Raw genomic sequence first — 23,530 nt, 5'->3', positions numbered from 1 at the left:
GAGGCGCATTATACGTACCCCGAGCAGAGGCACAACCCTTTTTTCTCACTTTCAGCCCTTTCTCGTGCTGTTTGCTCAGGGTTTAGACGGCTTGCCCAAAAAAAACGCGCCAGGCTGTGACCCAGCAGGCGAATTCAAGATAAAGTCATTGAAATGATTAGCCTTTAATCAGAGACTTGCGGCGGTTAGTAACCGGATTCTCAATTGAAAATCTCCCGATGAAATGGATCTTCAAGCCTCGTGGACTCAGGCCGCAGCTGATGCTGGCATTTTTTATGCTGGCCATGGTGCCCTTCCTGGTTGTCACCCTGTTTTTCCTCTATAGCCACGGCAAGGATCTCACCACCCAGACCTCCAACCATCTGGTTTCCGTTCGCAACATCAAGAAGAGCCAGCTGGAAGATTACTTCGGCAACCTCAAACAGCAGATCATCAACTTTTCCCAGCAGGATTTTGCCGGCAACAGTATCGGTCGCTTCTACGGCTTCACCGGCGCCTTCGAGAAACTCGGCACCACACCGCAGGAGGCCCGCGCCCGCGCCCAGGCCCGCTATGTGCCGGGCTCCTGGGATCAGTTGCAAAAGCCCGACAACACCCCCGACATCGAGCCCTCCATCAGTGCCCTGATCCTGGCGGACGAGATGTATGGCCGGGTGCATCAGCGCTTTCATCGCGGCTACGCCGACATGGTGCGCAAGTCCAACTACAGCGACATCTTCCTGATCGACCTCAACGGCGACGTGGTCTATTCGGTCACCAAGCGCGCCAACTTCGCCACCAATCTGCTCTCCGGCCCCTACCAATCGAGTGGTCTGGGCCAGACCTTCGCCAAGATCAAGCGGCGCCTCGACGGCGGCCAGAAGCCGCAACAGATCTTCGAGTTCACCGATTTTGGCCGCAACGAACTGACCGGCCAGGTGGTCGCCTACATGGCCGCCCCCGTGATGCAGTACGACTATGTGCGCGGCGTGGTGATCTTCGAGCTGCTGCCGGACAAGCTCAACCAGATCATGGCGGAGCGGGAGGGGCTCGGTGCAACCGGTGAGACCATCCTCATCGGCCCGGACAAGCGGATGCGCGCCAACGCCTGGCTGGCGCCCGAGTTCAGCGTGGAGAACAGCTTCAGCCCCAACTTCCGGCCGCTGCAGACGCCGCTGGTGGTCAAGGCGCTCTCCGGCGAGCAGGGGGTCGGGCTGTTTCGCTCCTACCACGAGGACGAGGTGCTGGCCGCCTACACCCAGGTGAAGGTGTTCGACACCGAGTGGGCCTTCATCGCCGAGATCTCCACCAGCGAGGCCTATCGCCCCATCCGCCAGCTGGAAACCCTGGTGATCCTGCTGGGGGCCGGCTCATTGCTGCTGCTGATCCTCTTCTCCCGCTGGCTCTCCCACTCCATCACGGCGCCGCTGCGCTCTCTCACCGCCGCCGCCGAGCAGGTGGCCGACGGCGCCCTGGATCACCCCATCGCCATCGCCCGCACCGATGACGACATCGACCGGCTTGCCCAGGCGTTTCGCCACATGCAGCGCTCGGTGAAGGACAAGATCGAACTCATCGAGCGCCAGACCCAGGAGCTGCAGCAGCAGGTCAAGCTGACCCACAAGCAGAACCTCAGCCTGCAGCAGGCGGACAAGCTCAAGGATGAACTGCTGGCCAACACCTCCCACGAGCTGCGCACCCCCATCCATGGCATCAAGGGGATGGCCGAGTCCATGCTCGCCAGCCAGCAGGATCTGACCGAAGGGCAGCAGAAACAGCTCGGGCTCATCATCAAGAGTGCCGACGGCCTGGCGCGGCTGGTGGACGATCTGCTCGACTACCACCAGATGCGCTACGGCCAGTTGGAGATCCACCCCCAGCCTGTCTCCTCCAAGGGGGTCATCCGGCTGGTGCTGGATCTCTGCCAGCACCTGGTGCAGGCCAAACCCCTCACCCTGGTGGACAAAACCCCGGCCGAGCTGCCGCCTGTGCTGGCGGACGAGCAGCGGCTCGAACAGGTGCTCTACAACCTGGTGGGCAACGCCATCAAGTACACGCCACAGGGCAAGGTGGTGCTAAGCGCCCTGGTGGAGGGCAACTTCCTGCACATCCGGGTGACCGACACCGGCATCGGCATCGCCAGGGATCACCTGGAGCACATCTTCGAGCCGCTGGTGCAGATGAGCCCGGAGGTGAGCAAGCAGGGGGCCGGCCTCGGCCTCTCCATCACCCGCCAGCTGGTGCACCTGATGGGGGGCGAGCTGTTCGTGGAGAGCGAGCCGAGCGTCGGCTCCACCTTCTCCTTCACCCTGCCGCTCGCCAGCGGCAAGGCCGGCAGCCTGACCCTAGACAGCCGCCAGATAGAGCATCAGCTGGTGCGCCAGCAGCCGCTCGCCCTGCCGGAGTGGGAGAGCGATGACCTCCCCCCACCGCCCGAGGATGCGCCCCTCATCCTGGTGGTGGACGACGAGCCCATCAATTTGCACATATTGCGCCACCTGCTGCAGCCCTGCGGTTATCGCATCCTGCCCAGCAGCGACGGCCACGACGCGCTGACCAAGCTGGCCCAGGAGCCGGTCGACCTCATCCTGCTGGACGTGATGATGCCCACCCTCTCCGGCTTCGACGTCTGTCGCCGGCTACGGGAGCAGCATCCCAAGGAGAAGCTGCCGGTACTGCTGCTCACCGCCCTCAACCAGCCCAAGGATATCGAGGAGGGTTTCAACGCCGGCGCCAACGACTACCTGGTCAAACCCTTCTGCAAGGAGGAGCTGTTCGCCCGGGTCAGGGCCCTGCTGGAGGCGAGCGCCGGGCGCGCCTCTCTGGTGGAGAACCGCTTGCTCAAGCAGGAGATAGAGCACCGGCTGGTGCTGCAGGAGCAGCTGCATCAGGATCAGCAGCGGCTGCTGGCCCTGCTCGGCGAGGGGGCCGACCCCATGGTGTTCATCGATGGTCAGGGCACTGTGCTGTTCGCCTCGCGGGTGCTGGCCCGCCTGCTGGGCCAGGAGCCGGAAGCCATGGAGGGGCAACCGCTGGACGACTGGCTGGCCAGCCCGCTGGCCAGCCAGTGGCCCGGGCTGCAGGCCGGCCAGGAGCAGTCGCTGGCGTTTCTGGTGGCGGGCCAGAGGGACGAGCTCAACGCCCGCGCCCTGCCCATCAGTCTGGGGGGGCAGGCCGCCTACGCGCTGGCCCTCAGCACAGAGTCGCGGCCCGACGAAAACCGGGTGATGGCGCTGGAGAATGCCCTCAAGAGCCTGTCGCGCCAGGCCATCATCGAGGATGGCCAGCTGCTGGGCGAGCTGAGCCGGCTGGGCGGGGAGTTCCGCTCGCTCGCCGACGATCTCATCCGCCAGCAGGATGACGAGCCATTGCGCCGCGCCCTGGTGGACACCATGCGGCTTACCCTGGATGCCTGGCAGCAGAGCACCGGCAAGGGCAAGATAGTGCTGGCCGAGAAAAGCAAGCTGTGGCGGGTCTACATGGACCGCTCCAGCCCGCAGACCCGCACCCTCGACAAGTACCTGAGCCTGGATACCCTGCCCAAGGCGCCGCGCTGGAAGACGGTGGTCGCCACCGCCGAATACGTGCTCAGCCACGGCCCGCTCAACGAGGCCCAGCGCCAGCAGTTGCACCACAGCGCCCAGACCCTGCGCCAGCTCGCCACCCGCAAGAGCTAGCGCATCCCCTCCCCGCCCCCATCTCCAATCTGAGCCCTGGCTCACACTTGGCGGGGCGGTTTTTTTTTGTGCAAAATTAAGCCCGCTCACCACGTCAAAACGAGAGCCGATCCAATTCACACAATTGTCATGAGGGGCAGATTGACGGGGACTTATTACGTCAGAGCAATTAACATAACCTCATGATTTAAATCGAGTTAAAAGCCATTTTGACGAAATTGACGTGATGGCGCCGATTTTTACGATATCGACGATCTGAACAGTTGTTGTTTTCCTGTTAACTCTGCTTTGCTAGGGACGTTGGATGACACAACTACAAGGGTGAAAAACCTGACCAACATTGAGGGCCGACCTCCCCAGCATGCGATGTCGGTGCTCAAATCCAAACAAGGAATATAAATAAGAAAGGAAATAATATGCTTGCCAAAGTATCCAAAATCTCTACTGCTGTAATGCTGGGCACCATGATGCTTGCCGGCGCTGCCGGCAACGCCATGGCGGCCGACAACAAGACGGTGCTGACCCTGGTCGCACAACAGGAAACCGCGTGGGTCAAGAACTTCAACCCCTTCCTGCAGGCGGGCCTGCTGCACACCACCCGTCACTTTATCTATGAACCCCTGGTGATCTTCAACGATATGCAGGGCGGCAAGCCCGTTTATCGTCTGGCCACCCACTTCGAGTTCAGCAAGGACCTCAAGTCCGTCACCTTCGATCTGCGTGACGGAGTGAAGTGGTCGGACGGTCAGCCCTTTACCGCCGATGACGTCCTCTTCTCCTTCAATCTGGTCAAGGCCAACAAGGCGCTGGACGAGCGCTCAATCTGGACCCAGATCAAGAGCGTCGAGAAGCTGGCTCCCAACAAGATCAAGTTCGACCTGACCGACGTCAACACCAACGTGGTGAACGACCTGGTGCTGGTGCCCATCGTGCCTGAGCATCAGTGGAAATCGGTGAAAGACCCGGTCGCCTTCACCAACGACAAGCCGGTCGGCACCGGTCCATTCACCGAAGTGGACAACTTCTCCGCCCAGCTCTACACCCAGTGCCGCAACCCGCACTACTGGGACAACGCCAACCTCTCCATCGACTGCCTGCGCATGCCGCAGATGGCCACCAACGACCAGGTACTGGCCGCGGTGATGAAGGGTGACGTGGACTGGTTCGGCTCCTTCGTGCCGGACATCGAGCGCCTCTACGTCGGCAACGATCCCAAGAACAACAAATACTGGTTCCCGGCCTCCGGCACGGTGGCGTTCAACGTCAACTTCCAGGCCAAGAAACCGGGCAACCACGAAGCCTTCAACGACGTCAACTTCCGCCGCGCCTTCTCCATGGCGATGGACCGCCAGTCCATGGTGGACATCGCGGGCTACGGCTACCCGACCGTCAACGAGTACCCGTCAGGTCTGGGCAAGGCGTTCGACTCCTGGAACAACCCGGAAGTGGACAAGAAGTACGGCAAGTACAACAAGTTCGATCTGGAAGGCGCCAAGGCCCTGCTGAAACAGGCCGGCTACAAGGATTGTGACGGCGACAAGTTCCTCGACACCCCCACCTGCCAGAAGATCGAGTTCAAGGTGCTGGTACCGAACGGCTGGACCGACTGGGTCAACACCGCCCAGATCGGCGTGGAAGGGTTGCAGGCACTGGGCCTGAACGCCAAGACCGCCACCCCGGAAGCCACCGTCTGGACCGAAAACCTGATCACCGGTGACTTCGACGTCGCCCTGCAGGGTTACTTTGCCGGTGCCAACCCGCACAAGTACTTCGAGACCGCCTTCCACTCCCGCAACATGGGTGAGCGCGGCAACCGCTTCGCGGCGCCCCGCTACAAGGATCCGGCGCTGGACAAGTTGATCGACGACTTCACCCAGACCGCCGATGCCGCCAAGCAGAAGGAGATCATGTTCGAGATCCAGGACAGGGTCGGTGCCAACCAGACCATCATCCCGGTATTCAACAACCCGACCTGGTACGAATACAGCACCAAGCGTTTCCACGGCTGGTTCAGTGCCGACAACCCGGTCGCCAAGCCGCAGGTTCACCCGGACACCCCGGAGCGTCTGCTGCACGTGTTGTCACTCAAGCCGAACAGCTAATCAATCCCGGCCCCCTGCGGGGGGCCCTCTTCCCCGCCCATTCCCCTTATCTCCCGGCTCTGCCGGGGTTGGGGTAACTATGCCCTGCGCGGGGCGGACCAGCAGTAAAAGGTATCATCATGGGATTCATACTGAGACGCTTTTCCTTCTATCTGGTCGCCTTTCTGGTGGCCGCCACCATCAACTTCCTGCTGCCCAGAGCCATGCCGGGGGACCCCGTCTCCGTCATGTTTGCCCGGGCCGGCGCCATGATGGAACCCGCCGCGCTGGAGGCCCTCAAGGCTACCTTCGGTTTCGTGGACGGCCCCATCGGCACCCAGTTTCTCACCTATGTGAAGAGCGTCTTCACCTGGGATCTCGGCACCTCGGTGCGCTACTACCCCCAACCGGTCGCCGACGTGCTCGGCCGCGCCATCGGCTGGACCCTGTTTCTGGTGGGCACTTCCACCATTCTGAGCTTCTCCATCGGTTCCATCGTCGGCATCTTCGCCGCCTGGCACCGGGGCGGTCGTCTCGACAGCATCCTCTCCCCGCTCACTCTGGTGATGCAGGCCATTCCGCCTGTGGTCATCTCGCTGCTGGCGCTCTTCCTGTTCGGGGTGAGCCTGGAGTGGCTGCCCATCGGCTACGCCTACAGCCCGGAGATCACCCCCGACTGGGGCTGGGAGCACATCAAGAGCATCCTGACCCACGCCATCATGCCGGTGGGCACCCTGGCCATGGTGCAGGTGGGGGGCTTTCTCATCACCATGCGCAACAACATGATCAACCTGCTGGGCGAGGACTACATCACCATGGCCAAGGCCAAGGGGCTCTCCAGCAACCGGGTGATCTTCAACTACGGCGCCCGCAACGCCATCCTGCCGAGCGTCACCGCCCTCTCCATGGCGCTCGGTTTCGTCATCGGCGGATCCCTCATCACCGAGGTGATCTTCAACTATCCCGGTCTGGGCCTGACCCTCTATCAGGGCATTCTGGCCCGCGACTACCCGCTCATTCAGGGGCAGCTGCTCATCATGACCATCACCATGCTCAGCTTCAACTTCCTGGCCGACGTGCTCTACGTCTTCCTGGATCCCCGTCTGCGTACCGGAGGCAAATAAGATGCGCATGCCGACTATTCTGAAAATCCTGCTGGGCAACAAGAAGGCCGCCTGCGGCCTCTTCATCGTGGTCAGCTTCGTGCTGATGGCCCTGTTCGCCCCCATTCTGGCCGGCAACGAACCGACCAAGCGGGTGGCCCGCCCCCACCAGCCCCCCAGCACCGAGTTCGTGATGGGCACCACCCGCATGGGCCACGACATCTGGGCCCAGTTCACCAACGGTGCCCGCATCTCCCTGATGGTGGGCTTCAGCGCGGGCCTGCTGGTGTGCGCCCTCGCCGTCGCCATCGGCATCACCGCCGGCTACTTCGGCGGTCTGGTGGACGAGTGCCTCACCTTCCTGATGAACGTGGTGCTGGTGATCCCCAACCTCCCTCTACTGCTGGTGCTGGCCAGCTTCATCGGGGAGGCGTCACCGGCGGTCATCGCCCTCATCATAGGCTTTACCTCCTGGGCCTATGGCGCGCGGGTCATCCGCGCCCAGACCCTGGCCCTGCGCGAGAAAGAGTTCGTCATCGCCGCCGAGGTGCTGGGGGAGCCGGCCTGGCGCATCATCCTGGTGGAGATATTGCCGAACCTCATCTCCATCATCGGGGTGAGCTTCATCGGCTCCATCATCTACGCCATCGTCACCGAGGCGACCCTGGAGTTCCTGGGCCTTGGCGACCCCACAGTCGTGAGCTGGGGCATCATGCTCTACAACGCCCAGACCTCGAGCGCCATCCTGGTCGGCGCCTGGTGGGAGATCCTGGCCCCCTGCTTCGCCATCGCAACGCTCGGTGCCGGTCTGGCCCTGCTCAACTTTGCCATCGACGAAATCGCCAACCCGCAGCTGCGCTCCCACAAGGGGCTCAATCGCTGGAAGAAACTCGCCGCCCCCGTCACCACGCCGGTACCGGCCGTACAGGAGAAGACAGCATGAGATCGCAACAACCCCTGCTGTCGGTACGCAACCTCTGCGTCGACTACATCACCGAGAACGGCGACGTGCGCGCCGTCAACTCGGTCAGCTTCGACATCGCCCCCGGTGAAGTGTTTGGCCTGGCCGGCGAGTCGGGCTGCGGCAAGTCCACCGTCGCCTTCTCGGTGGCGCGGCTGCACAAGCCGCCCGCCTACATCAGCGGCGGCGAGATCCTGTTCAAGGGGGAGAACATCCTCCACTACGGCGATGAGCGGCTGCGCAGCTACCGCTGGCAGCAGGTGTCGGTGGTGTTCCAGTCCGCCATGAACGCGCTCAACCCGGTGCTGCGCATGGAGGAGCAGTTCTGCGACGTGCTGCTGGCCCACAACCCGGGGCTGACCCGCTATGAGGCGATCAAGCGCGCCCAGGAGCTGCTCGCCATCGTCGACATCCACCCGAGCCGGCTCAAGGACTACCCGCACCAGTTCTCCGGCGGCATGCGCCAGCGGCTGGTGATCGCCATCGCCATGGCGCTCAACCCCGAGCTGCTGATCATGGACGAGCCGACCACGGCGCTCGACGTGGTGGTGCAGCGGGAGATCCTGCAGAAGGTCTATGCGCTCAAAGAGAAGTTCAACTTCTCCATCCTGTTCATCACCCACGACCTCTCGCTGATGGTCGAGTTCTGCGATCGCATCGGCATCATGTACGCCGGTGAACTGGTGGAGGTGGCGCCGGCCAAGGCGATCCTGACCGCGCCGCTGCACCCCTATACCAGGGGGCTCGGCAACTCCTTCCCGCCCTTGCACGGGCCGAAGAAGGTGCTGGAGGGGATCCCGGGCACGCCGCTCAACCTGCTGGAGGTGCCGGTGGGCTGCCGCTTTCAGGCCCGCTGCGGCAAGGTGCACGAGCGCTGCCGCCAGCAGTACACCAAGCTGGCCGAGATCCGCCCCGGCCAACAAACCGCCTGTCACCTCTATGAGGCGCAGGATGAGCAACAAGATCCCCTGATCTATCTGGACAAGGCCGCTGGCTGTTAAGGATGTCTGTCATGCAAATCGCCCAAACCGACGCCCCCATCATCGAAGTCCAGCACCTCTACAAGGACTTCCCCGTCAACTCCAATGCCATCAAGAGCGGCAAGATGCGGGCCCTCTCGGACATCACCTTCAACCTGCACCGGAGCCGCGCCCTGGCGGTGGTGGGAGAGTCCGGCTCCGGCAAGAGCACCATCGCCAAGATCATCGCCAAGATGTACAAGCTCTCCGGCGGCCGCATCCTCTATCGCGGCCGCGACCTGGAGGAGTTCAACAAGGGCACCGCCCTGCTCGACTACCGTCAGAGCGTGCAGATGGTGTGGCAAGATCCGTTCGGTTCGCTGAACCCGACCCACACCATCTACCACCACATCGCCCGCCCCCTGCTGCTGCACAGCAAGGTGATCGACAAGAAAGATCTGCCCGACATGGTCTATGGCCTGCTGGAGAAGGTGGGGCTCACCCCCGCCAAGGCGACCGCGGCCAAGTACCCGCACCAGCTCTCCGGCGGCCAGCGCCAGCGGGTCAACATCGCCCGCAACCTGGCGGTGGAGGCGGAAGTGGTGCTGGCGGACGAGCCCACCTCCATGCTCGACGTCTCCATTCGCATCGGCATCCTCAACCTGATGGAGCAGATGAAGGACGAACTCGGCGTCTCCATGCTCTACATCACCCACGACATCGCCACCGCCCGCTACGTGGCCGAAGATCTGGCGGTGATGTACGTCGGGCACATGGTGGAGTGGGGCGAGGTGGACGAGATCCTGCACCACCCCCAGCACCCCTACACCCAGCTGCTCATCTCGGCGGTGCCCGACCCCGAGAAGAGCATCCACGCCGAGCTGGAGGGGGGCCGCAAGGGGGAGATCCCGCTCTGGACGCCGGAATCCTGCGGTTGCCCCTTCGCCGGGCGCTGCAATCAGGTGATGCCGCGCTGCAAGGAGACCCTGCCCCCCGTCAGCAAGCTTGCCGACAACCACTTCGTGCGCTGCTACCTCTACGAGTGAGGGTGAGCCTTGAACCGGCCGGACAGCAGTGTCCGGCCATGCCTCGATACGGGGCTGCCATAGCCCCGTGATGTGCCTCACCGCCTGTCGGTGAACCACAGGAGTAATACCTCGATGGAACTCTTGATCAATCAGGTGGGTTACCCGTGCGACGGGGAGAAGATCGCCCTGCTGCAAGCCACCCCCGCCCATGATCTCGGCGGCTATGTCAGGCTGCAACGCCAGGGTGATGGCCAGATCCTGTTTGAAACCCCGTTGCAAGCGGCCGGCAGCGTCCCAGGCTGGCAGGGCCGCGCTTACTGGCGCGCCGACTTCTCGGCATTCCAAGAGCCCGGCCACTATCGGCTGGAGGCGATCACCGCCCAAGGCATTGTCCGCTCTACCCGCTTTGTCATCGGCCCCGATCTGCTGGCCAGCCGCTGCCTCTCCGACGTCATCCACTACTTCAAGGGACAGCGCGCCAGCGGCGCCTTCGATCGGGCCGACCGCAGCGCCCGTCTGTTTGGCACCGACCTGCGCCGGGACGTGCACGGCGGCTGGTTCGATGCCAGCGGCGACATGAGCAAATACCTGAGCCACCTCTCCTACGCCAACTACCTCAACCCCCAGCAGACCCCCATGGTGGTCTGGGCCCTGCTCAAATGCCGGGAGCTCTTGGCCCCGCGCCGCGACATCGACGGGGTGAACCTCTGCAAGCGGCTCAATGACGAGGCGCTGCACGGCGCCGATTTTCTCTGCCGGATGCAGGATGAGTCGGGCTTCTTCTACATGACCCTGTTCGACAAGTGGAGCAAGGATCCCGCCCAGCGCGAGCTGTGCGCCTACGCCACCCAGCAGGGGCTCAAGTCCGCCAACTGGCAGGCCGGTTTCCGCCAAGGGGGCGGCATGGCCATCGCCGCCCTGGCCCGCGCCGCCCGCGAGAGCATCGGCGGTGACTTCGATACCAACCATTACGCCGAGGCGGCCCGCCGCGGCTACCTGCACCTGCGTGAGCACAACCTCGCCTATCTGGATGACGGGGTCGAAAACATCATCGACGACTACTGCGCCCTGCTGGCGGCGGTCGAGCTGACCCGCACCCTGGGCCCAGAGTGGCTGGCAGAGGCCAGAGTGCGGGCCGACAAGCTCTGCGCCCGCCAGCACCCTCACCCTGAGCTCGGCCACTACTGGTCGGCCAACGACGATGGCTCGCGCCCCTACTACCACGCCGCCGAGGCGGGCCTGCCGGTGCTGGCCCTGCTGGAATACGTGGGGATCGAGCCGGACTGGGAGCGCAAGAGCGCGGTGCAGCGGGTGATCGAGCAGGCGCTGGCCGCCGAGCTGGCGCTCTGCGCCCGTGCGGGCAATCCTTTCTCCCTCGCCCGCCAATATGTGAAAGGGGTGGATGAAGCGCCCCGCGTCAGCTTCTTTATGCCCCACCACAACGAGTCGGGTTACTGGTGGCAGGGGGAGAACGCTCGCCTCGCCTCGCTGGCGGCCATGGCGTTTGCCGCCGCCGCGCAGTTGCCCCACCAGAGCCGCTTGCTGCGCACCTTCGGCCAGCACCAGCTCGACTGGATCCTGGGGCAGAACCCCTTCAACGCCTGCATGCTGGCGGGTCACGGCAGCAACAATCCGAGCTACACCGCCGGTTATCCCAATGCGCTGGGGGGGATCTGCAATGGCATCACCTCAGGGTTTGATGACGAAAACGAGCTGGCCTTTATCCCCGAGGCCTACAAGGAGCGGCTGGATCAGAACTGGCGCTGGGGGGAGCAGTGGATCCCGCACGCCGCCTGGTTCGCCCTGGCCATCACTTGGCAGAATGCGCAGGGAAATGGAGGTCGACATGATTGAGTACTGGGTCGGGGTCGATGGTGGCGGCACCCATACCCGCGCACGCATTCGGGATCGGGCCGACAAGCTGCTCGGCGAGGGACGCGCCGCTGGCTCCAACCTGGAGCTTGGCATCGAGATCGCCCACGGCAACGTGCTGGCCGCCATCGAGCAGGCCCGTCTCGAGGCCGGACTGACGGAGGATGCCCAGCAACGGATGGGGGTCGGGCTGGCGCTCGCCTCCGCCGAGCTGGCCGACTGCTATCACGCCATGCTGACCATGCCCTTCCCCTTTGCGAGCGTGCGGCTCACCTCCGATGCCTTCGGTGCCTGCCTGGGCGCCTTTGGCGGCGAGGAGGGTGCCATCCTCATCGCCGGCACCGGCTCGGCCGGGCTCATCTATCGCCACGGCCAGCTGCACACCTGCTCCGGCCGCGGCTTTCCCATCTCGGATCTGGGCAGCGGCGCCTGGCTGGGGCTGCGCGCCATCCAGCAATCCCTGCTCTGCCACGACGGCATCCTGCCCCCCAGCACATTGGCCATCCGCTTGCTCGATCACTTCAAACGGGATCAGGCCGAGGTGGTACGCTGGGCCGCCCGCGCCATCCCCGCCGACTACGGCCGCTTCGCCCCCTGGGTGTTCGATGCCGCCAGCGACGGCGACGAGCTCGCCTGCCAGCTGCTGGAGGAGACCTGCCAGCAGCTGGCCACCCTGCTGGAGGGGATGCGCCAGCTGGGCGCCGACCGGATTGCCCTGCTCGGCGGCATCGGCATGCGCCTCGCCCCCCGTCTGGCGCACCTGCCGCTGGTCAGCCCCGGCGCCGACGCACTGGAGGGGGCCATCCTGTTTGCCAAGACGGAGGCGCTGCCATGCCTGCACTCCTGAACCGGGCCAGCACCGGCACGCCCTCCCCTCAACCATCGCCAGCCGCCTTTACCAGGGCGGCCGGCCCCCTGCTCGTGCAACCAAAGGAGTTTTCATGTCTGCACCCCTGATCCACACCCAGGTCGACCGACGCGATGGTGACGACGTCTGGTTTCGTTTCAGCCTGAGCCAGCTGCCGGATGCCCCCTGGAAGCTCCACTTCTGCCTGGCCCGTCACATCGACCCCGGCTCGGTAGAGGGAGGGGAGCTTGAGCGCCAGAGCGGCAGCTACAAGGTCTTGATCCCGCAAACGGGGGCCAGCGAGCTGCGCTTCTGCTGTCGCAGCACCCCCATCAAGCGCCTCTCCGACATGCCGCGCGGCTTCTTCCTGAGCCTGCCCCGGGCCAGCAGCGGCCCCCAGCTGATGCCGGTGGAGCTGACCGGCGAGGAACTGGGCCTGCCACAATCCGCCACTGCGGCGCCGGATCTGCCCGAGGTGGAGCCCCTCGCCGGCATAGTGCCACAGCCGGATCGGCTGTTGCTGCTGGAGGGCAACTTCCGGCTGGCGGAGCGCGCCCACGTCAGCGGCCCGAGCCCCCTGCTCGGCCCGCTGCTGGCCCACTTCAACGAGCTGACCGGGCTCGCACTGGCGCAGGATCACGACGCCGAGATCCGGCTGGTTGAAAGCGGCCTGGGTCCCGAGGCCTACCGGCTCACCATCACCCCGGAGGAGATAGTGATTGCCGCCGGCGGCGAGGCAGGTTGGCGCCATGGCCTCGTCAGCCTGGCCCAGTGGTATCTGCAGCACGGCGAGAGCCTGCCCTGCATCGAGCTCAGCGACGCGCCGCGCTTCGGCTTTCGCGGCATCTTTCTCGACTGTGCCCGCCACTTTCACTCCCTCGCCACCCTCAAGCGCCTGCTCAAGCTGATGAGCCTCTACAAGTTCAATCGCTTCCACTGGCACCTGACCGATGACGAGGGGTGGCGCCTCGAGATCAAGGCCTTCCCTCAGCTGACCGAGCTGGCCGCCTGGCGCGGCCACGGCCTGGCCGTCGGGCCCCAGCTGAGCGGCGGCCCCGAGCCCTATGGCGGCTACTACACCCAGAGCGAGGTGCGCGAGCTGGTGGCCTATGCTGCCGGGCTTGGCATCACCATCATTCCGGAAATTGACATCCCGGGTCACTGCCACGCCGCCATCAAGGCGCTGCCCGAACTGCTGGTGGAGGAGGCCGACCGCTCCCGCTACCTGTCGGTGCAATATTTTGACGACAACGTGCTCAACCCGGCGCTGCCCGGCACCTATCAATTCCTGGAAGCCGTGATGGACGAGGTGTGCGAGCTGTTCCCGGGGCCGCTGGTGCACATGGGGGGAGACGAGGTGCCCAGCGGGGTCTGGACCGACAGCCCCGCCTGCCAGCAACTGATGAAGCAGCAGGGCTATCAGGATTGTCGCGAGCTGCAGGGCCACCTGCTGCGTCATTGCCAGCAGTACCTGGCCGGCAAGGGCAAGCGGATGCTGGGCTGGGAGGAGATTTTGCACGGCGACAAGGTGAGCCGGGACGCCACCATCTTCGCCTGGACCAGCTTCCAGGCCGGGCTCGACGCGGCCGCTGCGGGTTATCCGGTGGTGATGGCGCCGGCCCAGCACCTCTATCTGGACCTTGCCTGGAGTCAGGACATCCATGAACCCGGCCTCTACTGGGCGGGCACCCTCAATCTGGCGCAGGTCTACGCGTGCGACCCGGCCCCAGCCGATTTCCATGCCAACGATAACATCCTGGGGGTGCTGAGCCCCTTATGGTCGGAACTGATCACCTCTCGCGATCGTCTCGACTATATGTTGTTCCCGCGCATGCTGGCGACCGCCGAGGTGGCCTGGAGTGCCCCCGCCCGCAAGGGGTGGGAGCACTTCGCCGCCCGTCTGCCGGGCCAGCTGCAGATCCTCGACCAGCTCCAGGTGCGTTACCGGGTACCGCAGAGGTAGTGTTATCTTTTTTCCTTGGCGGCCTATGGCCGCCTTTTTTTTACGATTAACCAACAAAACATCAACTTGCCCCTACCATTCATCCGCCATTGTTGGCAAAATTCAGCCCCCTATGAAGCCGGTCTGCCACCTGCTGGCGCGAGCCTGCGGCCATCTCCAGATCTGCCACAATAACAACGACAAAGTTATCAACAAGAACATCGGAGCGTATTCCTATGGCCCGCAGAGACGTCCATACCCTGGACAGCGAAGTGGAGTTTCCTGCCGACGAACAACTGGTCTCCACCACGGATCTGCGCGGGGTGATCACCTACGCCAACCCCGCCTTCTGCCGCATCGCCGGCTACTCGGTCGACGAGCTGGTCGGCCACAACCACAATCTGGTGCGCCACCCAGACATGCCCAAGGCGGCCTTCGCCGATCTCTGGGCCCGCCTCAAGGAGGGCAAGCCCTGGCGCGGCATGGTGAAGAACCGCTGCAAGGATGGTCGCTACTACTGGGTCGATGCCTATGTGACCCCCATCTACGAGGGCAACCGGATCAGCGGCTACCAGTCGGTGCGCTGCAAGCCCGATCCCCAGCTCAAGCGCATCGCCGGCCAGGCTTACCAGGCCTTGCTCAAGGCGGAGCGCGGCACCGGCAGCCGCCTCCCCTCCCTCGCCCGGGTGCGCGCACCAGCCATCGCCCTGCTGCTGCTCGGCCTGATGGGCTGGGCCTTCGCCAGCCAGGGAGCCATGACCGCCCTGCTGATGCTGCTGCCCCTGCTGCTCATCGGCGGCGCCTACTGGCGTGAGCTCTTCGCCCTGCCGCTCTATCTGCAACAGCTGGGCCGCGAATACGACAGCCTGACCCGGCTGGTCTACTCAGGTGACGGCCCCGGCGCCATCGCCGATTTTCACATCAAGATGCTGCAGGCCCGCATCCGCACCGTGCTGGGCCGGGTCAACGATGCGACCAATCCGCTGCAGGCCCTGGCCAGCAACCTGAAACAGGCCTCCCATCAGGCCTGCCTCGACATCAACGAGCAGGATGCCCAGACCCAGCAGATGGCCGCCGCCATGACCCAGATGGCCAGCACGGCCCACGAGATTGCCCGCAACATCCAGGACTCCAACGGTCAGGTGAGCGAGGCGCGCAGCCGCTGCCAGCACACGGACAAGCAGCTGGCCCAGACCGAGCAACGCATCGAGCAGCTCGCCAGACAGGCGGAGCTCGCCTTCAACTCGGCGGTGGAGCTCGCCAGCGAGTCGGAGCGGATCGGCAGCGTGATGGGGGAGATCCAGGGCATCGCCGACCAGACCAACCTGCTGGCGCTCAACGCCGCCATCGAGGCGGCCCGGGCTGGCGAACAGGGGCGCGGCTTTGCGGTGGTGGCCGACGAGGTGCGCACCCTGTCGACCCGCACCCACAAGGCGACCGAGCAGATCCAGGGCAGCATCCAGCAGATCCAGCACACCCTGGGCCGCTGGAAGGGGATGATGCAGGAGAACCTGCAGCAGACCCGCGAGTGCGCCGAGATGACCCGTCAGGGCTCCAGCAGCCTGCATACCGTGCTGCAGGAGATCGAGCTGGTGACCGAGTTCTCCACCCAGATCGCCGCCGCCGCCGAGCAGCAGCAAACGGTGGTGGAGGATATCAGCCGCAGCATCCACCAGATCTCCGAATACTCCCACGCCAACAGCCAGAAGATGCAGGAGGTCGACGACTCCAGTCAGGAGCTGCTGGAGCGGGCCAGGCAGCTCAAGGGGCTCAGCCAGACCTTCGGCTGACACATTTGCCAGTCACCCGACAGAAGCGCCACAATGGCGCTTCTGTTGTTTTTGACGAGTCAACTTCATGAGAACGGAATCGACCCCAGCCCCGCTGAACAAGGTGGCCCGCATCGAGGCGATCCTGGCCCTGATCCCGGCCGGTCGCGTGGTGAGCTATGGCCAGGTGGCGGATCTGGCGGGACTGCCAGGCCGGGCCAGGCTGGTGGGCAAGGTGCTGAGGGAGACCGACAAGGTGCTGCCATGGCACAGGGTGCTGGGCGCTGCGGGCACCATATCGCTGCCCAAGGGGTCGGCAGGCTTTGACAGACAGGCGGGATTGCTGCAGGAGGAGGGGGTGCCCGTGATTGGCGGGCGGGTCAGGATGAAGGAGTGGCAGTGGCAGCCCGACCTCGCCGAGCTGCTGTTTCTCCTGCCCTTCTGACGATGGCGGCCCGCCTCACCGAGTGATGGGGGCCAGGATCTCGTCGCTGCGCACCTGCACCGGGATGGTTTCGTACTCCCGCTGCAGCAGCACCAGCAGACTCTGCTTGTCTACTTCCAGCACATAGGCGGTTCCTTCCCGGGTCAGACAGGTCATTCCCGGCCGGATCTCGTTAATCTCCATCACAACCTCCGTGTCCAGCGCTGCCATCCTTGCAGCGGTTTCAGTATACCGCCATCCGAAAACAAAAAGGCCCCAGCAAGGGGCCTCTTTCATCAGAGTGTGAACTGCGCGCAATCACGCCTTCTTCGACTTGGCCAGGCTCTCCTGCCACTTGCCGTTGTCGTAGTGCGCCGTCCAGCCGGTCGCCTTGCCGTTGACCTCGGTCATCACGTACTGCTCCTTGGTCTTGCGACTGAAGCGCACGATGGAGGCGTTACCGTCAGGATCTGACGCCGGGGCATCAGCCAGGTACTGGTGCTTGGGCGACAGGCGCTCCTTGAAGCGCTTGAGCTCTTCCACCAGCGGCGCACGAGTCTCGCGGGATTTGGGGAAGTTGCTGGCAGCCAGGAACAGACCGGCGGCCCCGTCACGCAGCACGAAGTGGGCGTCGGACTGGGTGCATTTCAGCTCCGGCAGCGGTACCGGATCTTCCTTCGGCGGCGCGATATCACCGTTTTTCAAGATCTTGCGGGTGTTCTTGCAGGTGTCGTTGGTGCAACCCATGTACTTGCCGAAGCGGCCGTTCTTGAGCTGCATCTCGGATCCACAGCGGTCACACTCGATGCTCGGCCCTTCGTAGCCCTTGAGCTTGAACTGGCCTTTTTCAATTTCGTAGCCGTCGCAATCCGGGTTGCGGCCGCAGACGTGCAGCTTGCGGCTGTCGTCGATGATGTAGGCATCCATGGCGGTGCCGCACACGCCGCAGCGGTGCTTGGCACGCAGGGCCTCGGTTTCCGCCTCGTCACCGTCGGTGGCGGAGACGAACTCGTCGGCGGAGACCAGGTTGATGGTCTTCTTGCAGCGCTCTTTGGGTGGCAATGCATAGCCGGAGCAGCCGAGGAAGACCCCGGTGGTGGCGGTGCGAATGCCCATCTTGCGGCCACAATCCGGGCAGTCGATGTCGGTCAGCACCATCTGGTTGGCACGCATGCCCCCCTCTTCCACCGGCAGATCCGCTTTTTCCAGCTCCTGAGTGAACTCGGCGTAGAAGGCATCCAGCACCTTCTTCCACTCCAGGCTCCCCTCGGCGATGCCATCGAGCTTGTCTTCCATCTTGGCGGTGAACTCGTAGTTCATCAGCTCGACGAAGTTCTCCACCAGCCGGTCGGTGACGATCTCGCCCATCTTCTCGGCGAAGAAACGGCGGCTCTCGACCCGCACATAACCACGGTCGACGATGGTGGAGATGATGGAGGCGTAGGTGGACGGACGGCCGATGCCGCGCTTCTCCAGCTCGCGCACCAGCGCCGCTTCGGTGAAGCGCGCGGGCGGCTTGGTGAAGTGCTGGCGCGGATCCAGTTTGACCAGTTTCAGCACTTCGCCGACGGTCACCGCCGGCAGCTGGCTGTCTTCACCCTTGCGGCCCATGGGCGGCAGCGCTTTGGTCCAACCGGCGAAGCGCAGGGTGCGGCCGCGCGCCTTGAGCTCGAACTCGCCCGCCTTGACGGTCAGGGTGGAGGAGTCGTACTGGGCCGGGGTCATCTGGCAGGCGACAAACTGACGCCAGATGAGGTCATAGAGCCGCATGGCGTCCGGCTCCATCCCTTCCAGCATCTCGGCCGTCACCAGCACGCTGGAGGGGCGGATCGCCTCGTGGGCCTCCTGGGCATTGGCCTTGGCACCGTACAGGTTCGGATCGCTCGGCAGGTAGGCGGCGCCATACTGCTCGCCGATGTATTCCCGCACCGCCTCGACCGCCTCTTTGCTGAGGTTGGTTGAGTCGGTACGCATATAGGTGATGTAACCCGCTTCATAGAGGCGCTGGGCCATCATCATGGTCTTCTTGACCCCGAAGCTCAGCCGGGTGGAGGCCGCCTGCTGCAGGGTGGAGGTGATGAAGGGGGCGGACGGTTTGGAGCCGGTCGGCTTGTCTTCCCGGTTCACCACCTTGTAGTCGACCCCTTCCAGGGCGGCCACGGCGGCGAAGGTTTCGGCCTGGGTTACCGGCTTGAAGTCGGCGCCGTTGCGGCTGACCACCTCCATCCGCAGATCGGCGTTATCACCGGTCAGCAGGTCGGCGTTGAGATCCCAGAACTCCACCGGCACGAAGGCCTTGATTTCGCGCTCTTTGTCGACGATGAGGCGCACCGCGACGGACTGTACCCGGCCGGCGGAGAGGCCGCGGGCCAGCTTCTTCCAGAGCAGCGGGGAGACCATGTAGCCCACCACCCGGTCGAGGAAACGACGGGCCTGCTGGGCATTGACGCGGTGAATGTTCAGCTCGGACGGCTGGGCGAACGCCTCCTGGATGGCGGTCTTGGTGATCTCGTTGAACACCACGCGCTTGTAGCGGCTGTCGTCGCCGCCGATGATCTCGCGCAGGTGCCAAGCGATCGCTTCCCCCTCTCTATCCAAGTCGGTTGCGAGATAGATGGTGTCGGCCTTCTCGGCCAGACTCTGCAACTCGCTGACCACTTTTTCCTTGCCGGGCAAAATCTGGTAGTTGGCCTGCCAGCCTGCGGTCGGATTGATCCCCATCCGTGAGAACAGGGCATTGCGCTCCTTGGCAGCCTTTTCTGATTCGCTCAGCTTGATGCCGCGAATGACAGGTTTTTTGGGCTCGTTGCTGGCGCTGCCGCTGGTCGGCAGATCGCGCACGTGACCAACGCTGGATTTCACCACGTAGTCCTTGCCCAAATATTTGTTGATGGTCTTGGCCTTGGCCGGAGACTCCACTATGACCAGTGATTTGCCCATGCTGTAACTATTATCCTCATTGCACCCGACGGGGTTGGTGTGCGGTTTTGTGGGGCTGTATAAGAGATTTGACGGGAAAAAGCAATCTTGTGAGCAAATTTGCCCAGCAGCCCGAACCACCTTGCTTCTTTATTTATTAATGCGAAGCCGAGCCGCGGGAAGCAACCGCTTTTTTATTTTTATGCTATATCCACCCTCTTTTTATATTGGAAACGACATAACCAACCGCTCTTGTAACATAACAAACCAGTTTCGTTATCAGCTTGTTACAAAAGACAAAATCTCCTTATAATGGCTGCATCCCGCAGCATTGTGCGCGGAAGGAACCGCTACCCATATAAAAATCGAAAGGATGTACTCAATGAAGCACTTCGAGGTCAACTTCGACGGCCTGGTCGGCCCGACCCACAACTATGCCGGCTTGTCCTATGGCAACGTCGCCTCCCAGAACAATGCCAAGGAAGCGTCCAATCCGAAGGAGGCCGCCAAGCAGGGTCTGCGCAAGATGAAGGCCTTGACCGACCTCGGCATGGTGCAGGGGGTACTGGCCCCGCAGGAGCGGCCGGATCTCGCCACCCTGCGCCGCCTCGGCTTCACCGGCAACGATGCAAGCGTCTTGGCCCAGGCAGCCAAACAGGCGCCCGCCGTACTGGCCGCCTGCTACTCGGCCTCCAGCATGTGGACCGCCAACGCCGCCACCGTCTCCCCCAGTGCCGATACCCAGGATGGCCGCATCCACTTCACCCCCGCCAACCTGACCAACAAGTTTCACCGCTCCCTCGAGCCCGAGGTGACCGGCCGCATCCTGCGCGCCGTGTTCAACAACGACCGCCACTTCTATCACCATCAGCACCTGCCGGAGAACGATCACTTCGGTGACGAGGGGGCCGCCAACCACACCCGGCTGTGCCGTGCCTATGGCGAGTCCGGGGTCGAGCTGTTCGTCTATGGTCGCAGCGCCTTCGACGTCTCCCAGCCCGCCCCCAAACGCTACCCGGCCCGCCAGACCCTGGAAGCGAGCCAGGCCATCGCCCGCCTGCACGGTCTGGGGGACGAGAGCGCGGTCTTCATCCAGCAGAACCCGGACGTGATCGATCAGGGGGTGTTCCACAACGATGTGATCGCGGTGGGCAACCAGAACGTGCTGTTCTTCCACCAGCAGGCGTTTCTCAACACCACCTCGGCGCTGGCCGAGGTGCGCGCCAAGTTCGGTGACGGCGAGCTGCACTTTATCGAGGTGCCCACTGCCGAAGTGTCGGTGCAGGATGCGGTGAAGTCCTATCTGTTCAACACCCAGATCCTGACCCTGCCGTCCGGTGAGATGGCCATCATCGCCCCCACCGAGTGCCGCGACAACCCGGCGGTGTCGGCCTATCTGGCCAAGCTGGTGACCCTGGGGACCCCGATCAAGGGGGTACACTACATGGACGTGAAGCAGAGCATGAAAAACGGCGGCGGCCCCGCCTGTCTGCGACTGCGGGTCGCCATGAACGACACCGAGCTCGCCGCAGTCAACCCGGCCTGCCTCATCAACGACGGCCAGTTTGCCCGCCTGGACGCCTGGGTGGAGAAACACTACCGCGACAGCCTGGCGCTGGACGACCTGCGCGACCCGGCGCTGGTCATGGAGTCCCGCACCGCGCTGGATGAGCTGACCCAGATCCTGAAACTGGGCTCCGTCTACCCGTTCCAGCGCTAAGGCGCTCCTACGCTATAAAAAAGAGAGCCGGGCAAGTGCCCGGCTTTTTGTTGCTCTTTGAACGGCTTCCTAGAACCTGTTTTCGAACTGTCGCGAGAGGTCGTCAGCAAGGTGAAGAGCAGCGCAGGAACCGGAGCGTATAGACATGCGTGAGCCTCCTGATTAAAAACAAGCGAGCAGCACATGAGCCTTGATCACGACCCCGCAGTAAGGTCGGAACAGGTTCTTAGCGCCACGGTCCTTGCTGCCACAGCCGACCAAGACCGGACTCCAGCGCCACGGCAGCCTGCTGGCCCAGCTTCTGGGTCAGGCTCTTGGGCTTGCTGTAGCGAATGCCGACCACCTTGTGCTGGCTGGCCTGGGCCAGCAGATAGTCATCGCTGGTGCAGAGGCTGTCCACCAGCCCGAGCTGCTTGGCCTGGCTCGCCAGCCAGTGCTCGCCTGTGGTGACCTTGTCGATGTCGAGAGCGGGTCTGTGCTCGGCCACGAATGCCTTGAAGCGCTCGTGGATGGCGCCCAGCTCCTCGCGAAACTTCTCGCGCCCCTGATCGTCGTTCTCGCCGAACATGGTGATGGTGCGCTTGTACTGGCCGGCGGTGTGCATCTCGAACTCGATGTCGTGCTTTTTCAGCAACTTGTTGAAGTTCGGCAGCTGGGCGATCACCCCGATGGAGCCGACGATGGCGAACGGCGCCGCCAGGATCTGATCGGCCACGCAGGCCATCATGTAGCCGCCGCTCGCCGCCACCTTGTCGATGGCCACGGTCAGCTTGATGTCACGATCCCGCAGCCGCTGCAGCTGGGAGGCCGCCAGACCGTAACCGTGCACCACGCCGCCGCCGGATTCGAGCCGCAGCAGCACCTCGTCGCCCGGCTGGGCCACCCCTATCACGGCGCTCACCTCTTCACGCAGGGAGGCCACCTCCCTGGCATCCATGCTGCCGTGAAAATCGATGACGAATAGCCGGCTGCGGGCATCTTCGCTCTTGGCTCGCGCCTTGTGCTCGGCCTTGCGCGCCTTCTCCAGCTGCTTGCGCTCCGTCTTGCCAGCCAATGCAGCCTGCAACTGATGACGCCCCTGCTCCAGCTCGCTGGAGAGATCGGTCACCACCAGCTCCCCCTTGCGGGATTTGGGCTGACGGCTGCTTACCACCATCAGGATGACGGCGCCGATGGCGAGCAGTAGGGTAATGGTCTTGGCCAGGAACAGGCCGTATTCGGTCAAAAATGCCACTTGATGCTCCACTGGTGTGCCCCCTGGGGGACGATTTTTTCACATTCTAGGGAGTTTGCCCGGTGCGCGCAAAAACTCTGCGTCAACCCGTCAGAAATGCCAATCGACAATCACAACCCCTCTGATTTATTCACATTTTTGCCATCTCATACTGGTCAAACGCCGTGCGGGATCAGTACACTTGCCCCTCTATAGCCGGGCGCATCAGCCACGAATTGTTAACAGGAGTTGTCATGTTCGATTATCAGGCCCCCCAGGATCTGCTCAAGGACAAGGTCATTCTGGTCACGGGTGCCGGTGACGGCATCGGCCGCGAAGCGGCACTCACCTATGCGGCCCACGGCGCCACCGTGATCCTGCTCGGGCGCACCAGCGCCAAGCTGGAGGCGGTCTACGACCAGATCGAAGCGGCCGGCCACCCGCTGCCCGCCATCGTGCCGGTGGATCTGAAGGGGGCGACCGCCGCCCACTATCGCGGCATGGCCGAGACCTTCGCCCAGCAGTTCGGCCGTCTCGACGGCGTGCTGTTCAACGCCGGCCTGCTCGGCACCCTGTCACCGTTCGAACACATCCAGGAGCAGGAGTGGGACGAGGTGATGCAGGTCAACGTCAAATCCGAATTCCTGCTGACCCAGGCGCTGCTGCCGCTCATTCGCCAGACTGCCAAGGAGCACGGCGATGCCTCCATCGTCTACACCTCCTCCAGCGTGGGCCGCAAGGGCCGCGCCTACTGGGGCACCTATGCCATCTCCAAGTTCGCCATCGAAGGCATGATGGAAGTGCTGGCGGACGAACTGGAGAACACCTCGGTGCGGGTCAACACCCTCAACCCGGGCGGCACCCGCACCAAGATGCGGGCCAGTGCCTTCCCGGCCGAAGATCCGCAGACCCTCAAGACTCCGGCCGACCTGATGCCGCTCTATCTCTATCTGATGGGAGTGGACAGCAAGGGCAAAACCGGCCAGACCTTTGTGGCCCAGCCCAAATAAATCAACAAAATAACCCCAACCCTGCG

General features: G+C 63.7%; 16 protein-coding genes. 13 read left to right on the top strand and 3 right to left on the bottom strand.

Annotated features, from left to right (window positions below; genetic code table 11):
• The first annotated feature begins 218 nt into the window (after positions 1-218).
• From AB5Y98_RS02555 to AB5Y98_RS02505, 11 genes are all read left to right on the top strand, one after another.
• Positions 219-3,656 carry an ATP-binding protein gene (locus AB5Y98_RS02555; protein ID WP_362850728.1) on the top strand — a complete coding sequence of 1,146 codons (3,438 nt, stop codon included), beginning with the start codon at positions 219-221 and terminating at the stop codon, positions 3,654-3,656.
• 416 nt (positions 3,657-4,072) lie between these two features.
• Positions 4,073-5,758, top strand: a complete 1,686-nt coding sequence (locus tag AB5Y98_RS02550) for an ABC transporter substrate-binding protein (RefSeq protein ID WP_005303255.1) — start codon at positions 4,073-4,075, stop codon at positions 5,756-5,758.
• A gap of 119 nt (positions 5,759-5,877) precedes the next feature.
• Positions 5,878-6,861: an ABC transporter permease gene (locus tag AB5Y98_RS02545; protein WP_005303257.1), complete on the top strand. Its 984-nt coding sequence runs from the start codon at positions 5,878-5,880 to the stop codon at positions 6,859-6,861.
• Position 6,862: 1 nt separating this feature from the next.
• Positions 6,863-7,783 carry an ABC transporter permease gene (locus tag AB5Y98_RS02540; protein WP_017778439.1) on the top strand — a complete coding sequence of 307 codons (921 nt, stop codon included), beginning with the start codon at positions 6,863-6,865 and terminating at the stop codon, positions 7,781-7,783.
• Positions 7,780-8,802 (top strand): ABC transporter ATP-binding protein, encoded by a 1,023-nt coding sequence (locus AB5Y98_RS02535; protein WP_211028368.1) that lies wholly within the window; start codon positions 7,780-7,782, stop codon positions 8,800-8,802. Before AB5Y98_RS02540 ends, AB5Y98_RS02535 begins: the two co-directional genes overlap by 4 nt.
• An 11-nt stretch (positions 8,803-8,813) precedes the next feature.
• A complete protein-coding gene (locus AB5Y98_RS02530; RefSeq protein WP_368231258.1) occupies positions 8,814-9,806 on the top strand; it encodes an ABC transporter ATP-binding protein in 993 nt (330 codons plus the stop codon).
• Between the two features lie 114 nt (positions 9,807-9,920).
• A complete protein-coding gene (locus AB5Y98_RS02525) occupies positions 9,921-11,642 on the top strand; it encodes a glycoside hydrolase family 9 protein (protein ID WP_368231257.1) in 1,722 nt (573 codons plus the stop codon).
• Complete coding sequence (locus tag AB5Y98_RS02520) at positions 11,635-12,507, top strand: BadF/BadG/BcrA/BcrD ATPase family protein (protein WP_368231256.1); 873 nt, start codon at positions 11,635-11,637, stop codon at positions 12,505-12,507. Before AB5Y98_RS02525 ends, AB5Y98_RS02520 begins: the two co-directional genes overlap by 8 nt.
• A gap of 94 nt (positions 12,508-12,601) precedes the next feature.
• A complete protein-coding gene (locus AB5Y98_RS02515) occupies positions 12,602-14,470 on the top strand; it encodes a beta-N-acetylhexosaminidase (protein ID WP_368231255.1) in 1,869 nt (622 codons plus the stop codon).
• A gap of 215 nt (positions 14,471-14,685) precedes the next feature.
• Complete coding sequence (locus AB5Y98_RS02510; protein ID WP_017765059.1) at positions 14,686-16,239, top strand: PAS domain-containing methyl-accepting chemotaxis protein; 1,554 nt, start codon at positions 14,686-14,688, stop codon at positions 16,237-16,239.
• A gap of 67 nt (positions 16,240-16,306) precedes the next feature.
• The gene (locus AB5Y98_RS02505; protein ID WP_005303274.1) at positions 16,307-16,663 is read left to right on the top strand and encodes an MGMT family protein; all 357 of its coding nucleotides are present in this window, start codon (positions 16,307-16,309) and stop codon (positions 16,661-16,663) included.
• 15 nt (positions 16,664-16,678) lie between these two features.
• Here the strand turns inward: AB5Y98_RS02505 and AB5Y98_RS02500 are convergent, their stop codons facing one another.
• Together AB5Y98_RS02500 and topA are read right to left on the bottom strand one after the other, a co-directional pair.
• A complete protein-coding gene (locus AB5Y98_RS02500) occupies positions 16,679-16,846 on the bottom strand; it encodes a hypothetical protein (protein ID WP_005303277.1) in 168 nt (55 codons plus the stop codon).
• 114 nt (positions 16,847-16,960) lie between these two features.
• Positions 16,961-19,582, bottom strand: coding sequence for a type I DNA topoisomerase (gene topA / locus AB5Y98_RS02495; protein WP_010633259.1), 2,622 nt, complete (start codon positions 19,580-19,582; stop codon positions 16,961-16,963).
• 361 nt (positions 19,583-19,943) lie between these two features.
• On the opposite strand from topA, the gene astB reads away from it, so the two are divergent.
• A complete protein-coding gene (gene astB, locus AB5Y98_RS02490) occupies positions 19,944-21,281 on the top strand; it encodes an N-succinylarginine dihydrolase (RefSeq protein ID WP_010633258.1) in 1,338 nt (445 codons plus the stop codon).
• Between the two features lie 226 nt (positions 21,282-21,507).
• Here the strand turns inward: astB and sohB are convergent, their stop codons facing one another.
• On the bottom strand, positions 21,508-22,515 hold the full coding sequence (sohB, locus tag AB5Y98_RS02485) for a protease SohB (protein WP_010633257.1): 1,008 nt from the start codon (positions 22,513-22,515) through the stop codon (positions 21,508-21,510).
• Positions 22,516-22,748: 233 nt separating this feature from the next.
• Between sohB and AB5Y98_RS02480 the strand changes: the two genes are divergently transcribed.
• Positions 22,749-23,504: a YciK family oxidoreductase gene (locus AB5Y98_RS02480; protein ID WP_010633256.1), complete on the top strand. Its 756-nt coding sequence runs from the start codon at positions 22,749-22,751 to the stop codon at positions 23,502-23,504.
• The last annotated feature ends 26 nt before the right edge of the window (positions 23,505-23,530 follow it).

Source organism: Aeromonas sp. s3 (assembly GCF_040907805.1).
In the GTDB taxonomy this organism is placed as follows: Bacteria; Pseudomonadota; Gammaproteobacteria; order Enterobacterales; family Aeromonadaceae; genus Aeromonas; species Aeromonas dhakensis.
Note: the sequence above shows the minus strand (reverse complement) of the source record. Positions and strands in the feature narration are given on the sequence as shown.

Excerpts from the sequence above, each read along its gene's own strand:
- AB5Y98_RS02555 (WP_362850728.1), top strand. The coding sequence starts at position 219 with ATGAAATGGATCTTCAAGCCTCGTGGACTCAGGCCGCAGCTGATGCTG.
- AB5Y98_RS02550 (WP_005303255.1), top strand. The coding sequence starts at position 4,073 with ATGCTTGCCAAAGTATCCAAAATCTCTACTGCTGTAATGCTGGGCACC.
- AB5Y98_RS02545 (WP_005303257.1), top strand. The coding sequence starts at position 5,878 with ATGGGATTCATACTGAGACGCTTTTCCTTCTATCTGGTCGCCTTTCTG.
- AB5Y98_RS02540 (WP_017778439.1), top strand. The coding sequence starts at position 6,863 with ATGCGCATGCCGACTATTCTGAAAATCCTGCTGGGCAACAAGAAGGCC.
- AB5Y98_RS02535 (WP_211028368.1), top strand. The coding sequence starts at position 7,780 with ATGAGATCGCAACAACCCCTGCTGTCGGTACGCAACCTCTGCGTCGAC.
- AB5Y98_RS02530 (WP_368231258.1), top strand. The coding sequence starts at position 8,814 with ATGCAAATCGCCCAAACCGACGCCCCCATCATCGAAGTCCAGCACCTC.
- AB5Y98_RS02525 (WP_368231257.1), top strand. The coding sequence starts at position 9,921 with ATGGAACTCTTGATCAATCAGGTGGGTTACCCGTGCGACGGGGAGAAG.
- AB5Y98_RS02520 (WP_368231256.1), top strand. The coding sequence starts at position 11,635 with ATGATTGAGTACTGGGTCGGGGTCGATGGTGGCGGCACCCATACCCGC.
- AB5Y98_RS02515 (WP_368231255.1), top strand. The coding sequence starts at position 12,602 with ATGTCTGCACCCCTGATCCACACCCAGGTCGACCGACGCGATGGTGAC.
- AB5Y98_RS02510 (WP_017765059.1), top strand. The coding sequence starts at position 14,686 with ATGGCCCGCAGAGACGTCCATACCCTGGACAGCGAAGTGGAGTTTCCT.
- AB5Y98_RS02505 (WP_005303274.1), top strand. The coding sequence starts at position 16,307 with ATGAGAACGGAATCGACCCCAGCCCCGCTGAACAAGGTGGCCCGCATC.
- AB5Y98_RS02500 (WP_005303277.1), bottom strand. The coding sequence starts at position 16,846 with ATGGAGATTAACGAGATCCGGCCGGGAATGACCTGTCTGACCCGGGAA.
- topA (WP_010633259.1), bottom strand. The coding sequence starts at position 19,582 with ATGGGCAAATCACTGGTCATAGTGGAGTCTCCGGCCAAGGCCAAGACC.
- astB (WP_010633258.1), top strand. The coding sequence starts at position 19,944 with ATGAAGCACTTCGAGGTCAACTTCGACGGCCTGGTCGGCCCGACCCAC.
- AB5Y98_RS02480 (WP_010633256.1), top strand. The coding sequence starts at position 22,749 with ATGTTCGATTATCAGGCCCCCCAGGATCTGCTCAAGGACAAGGTCATT.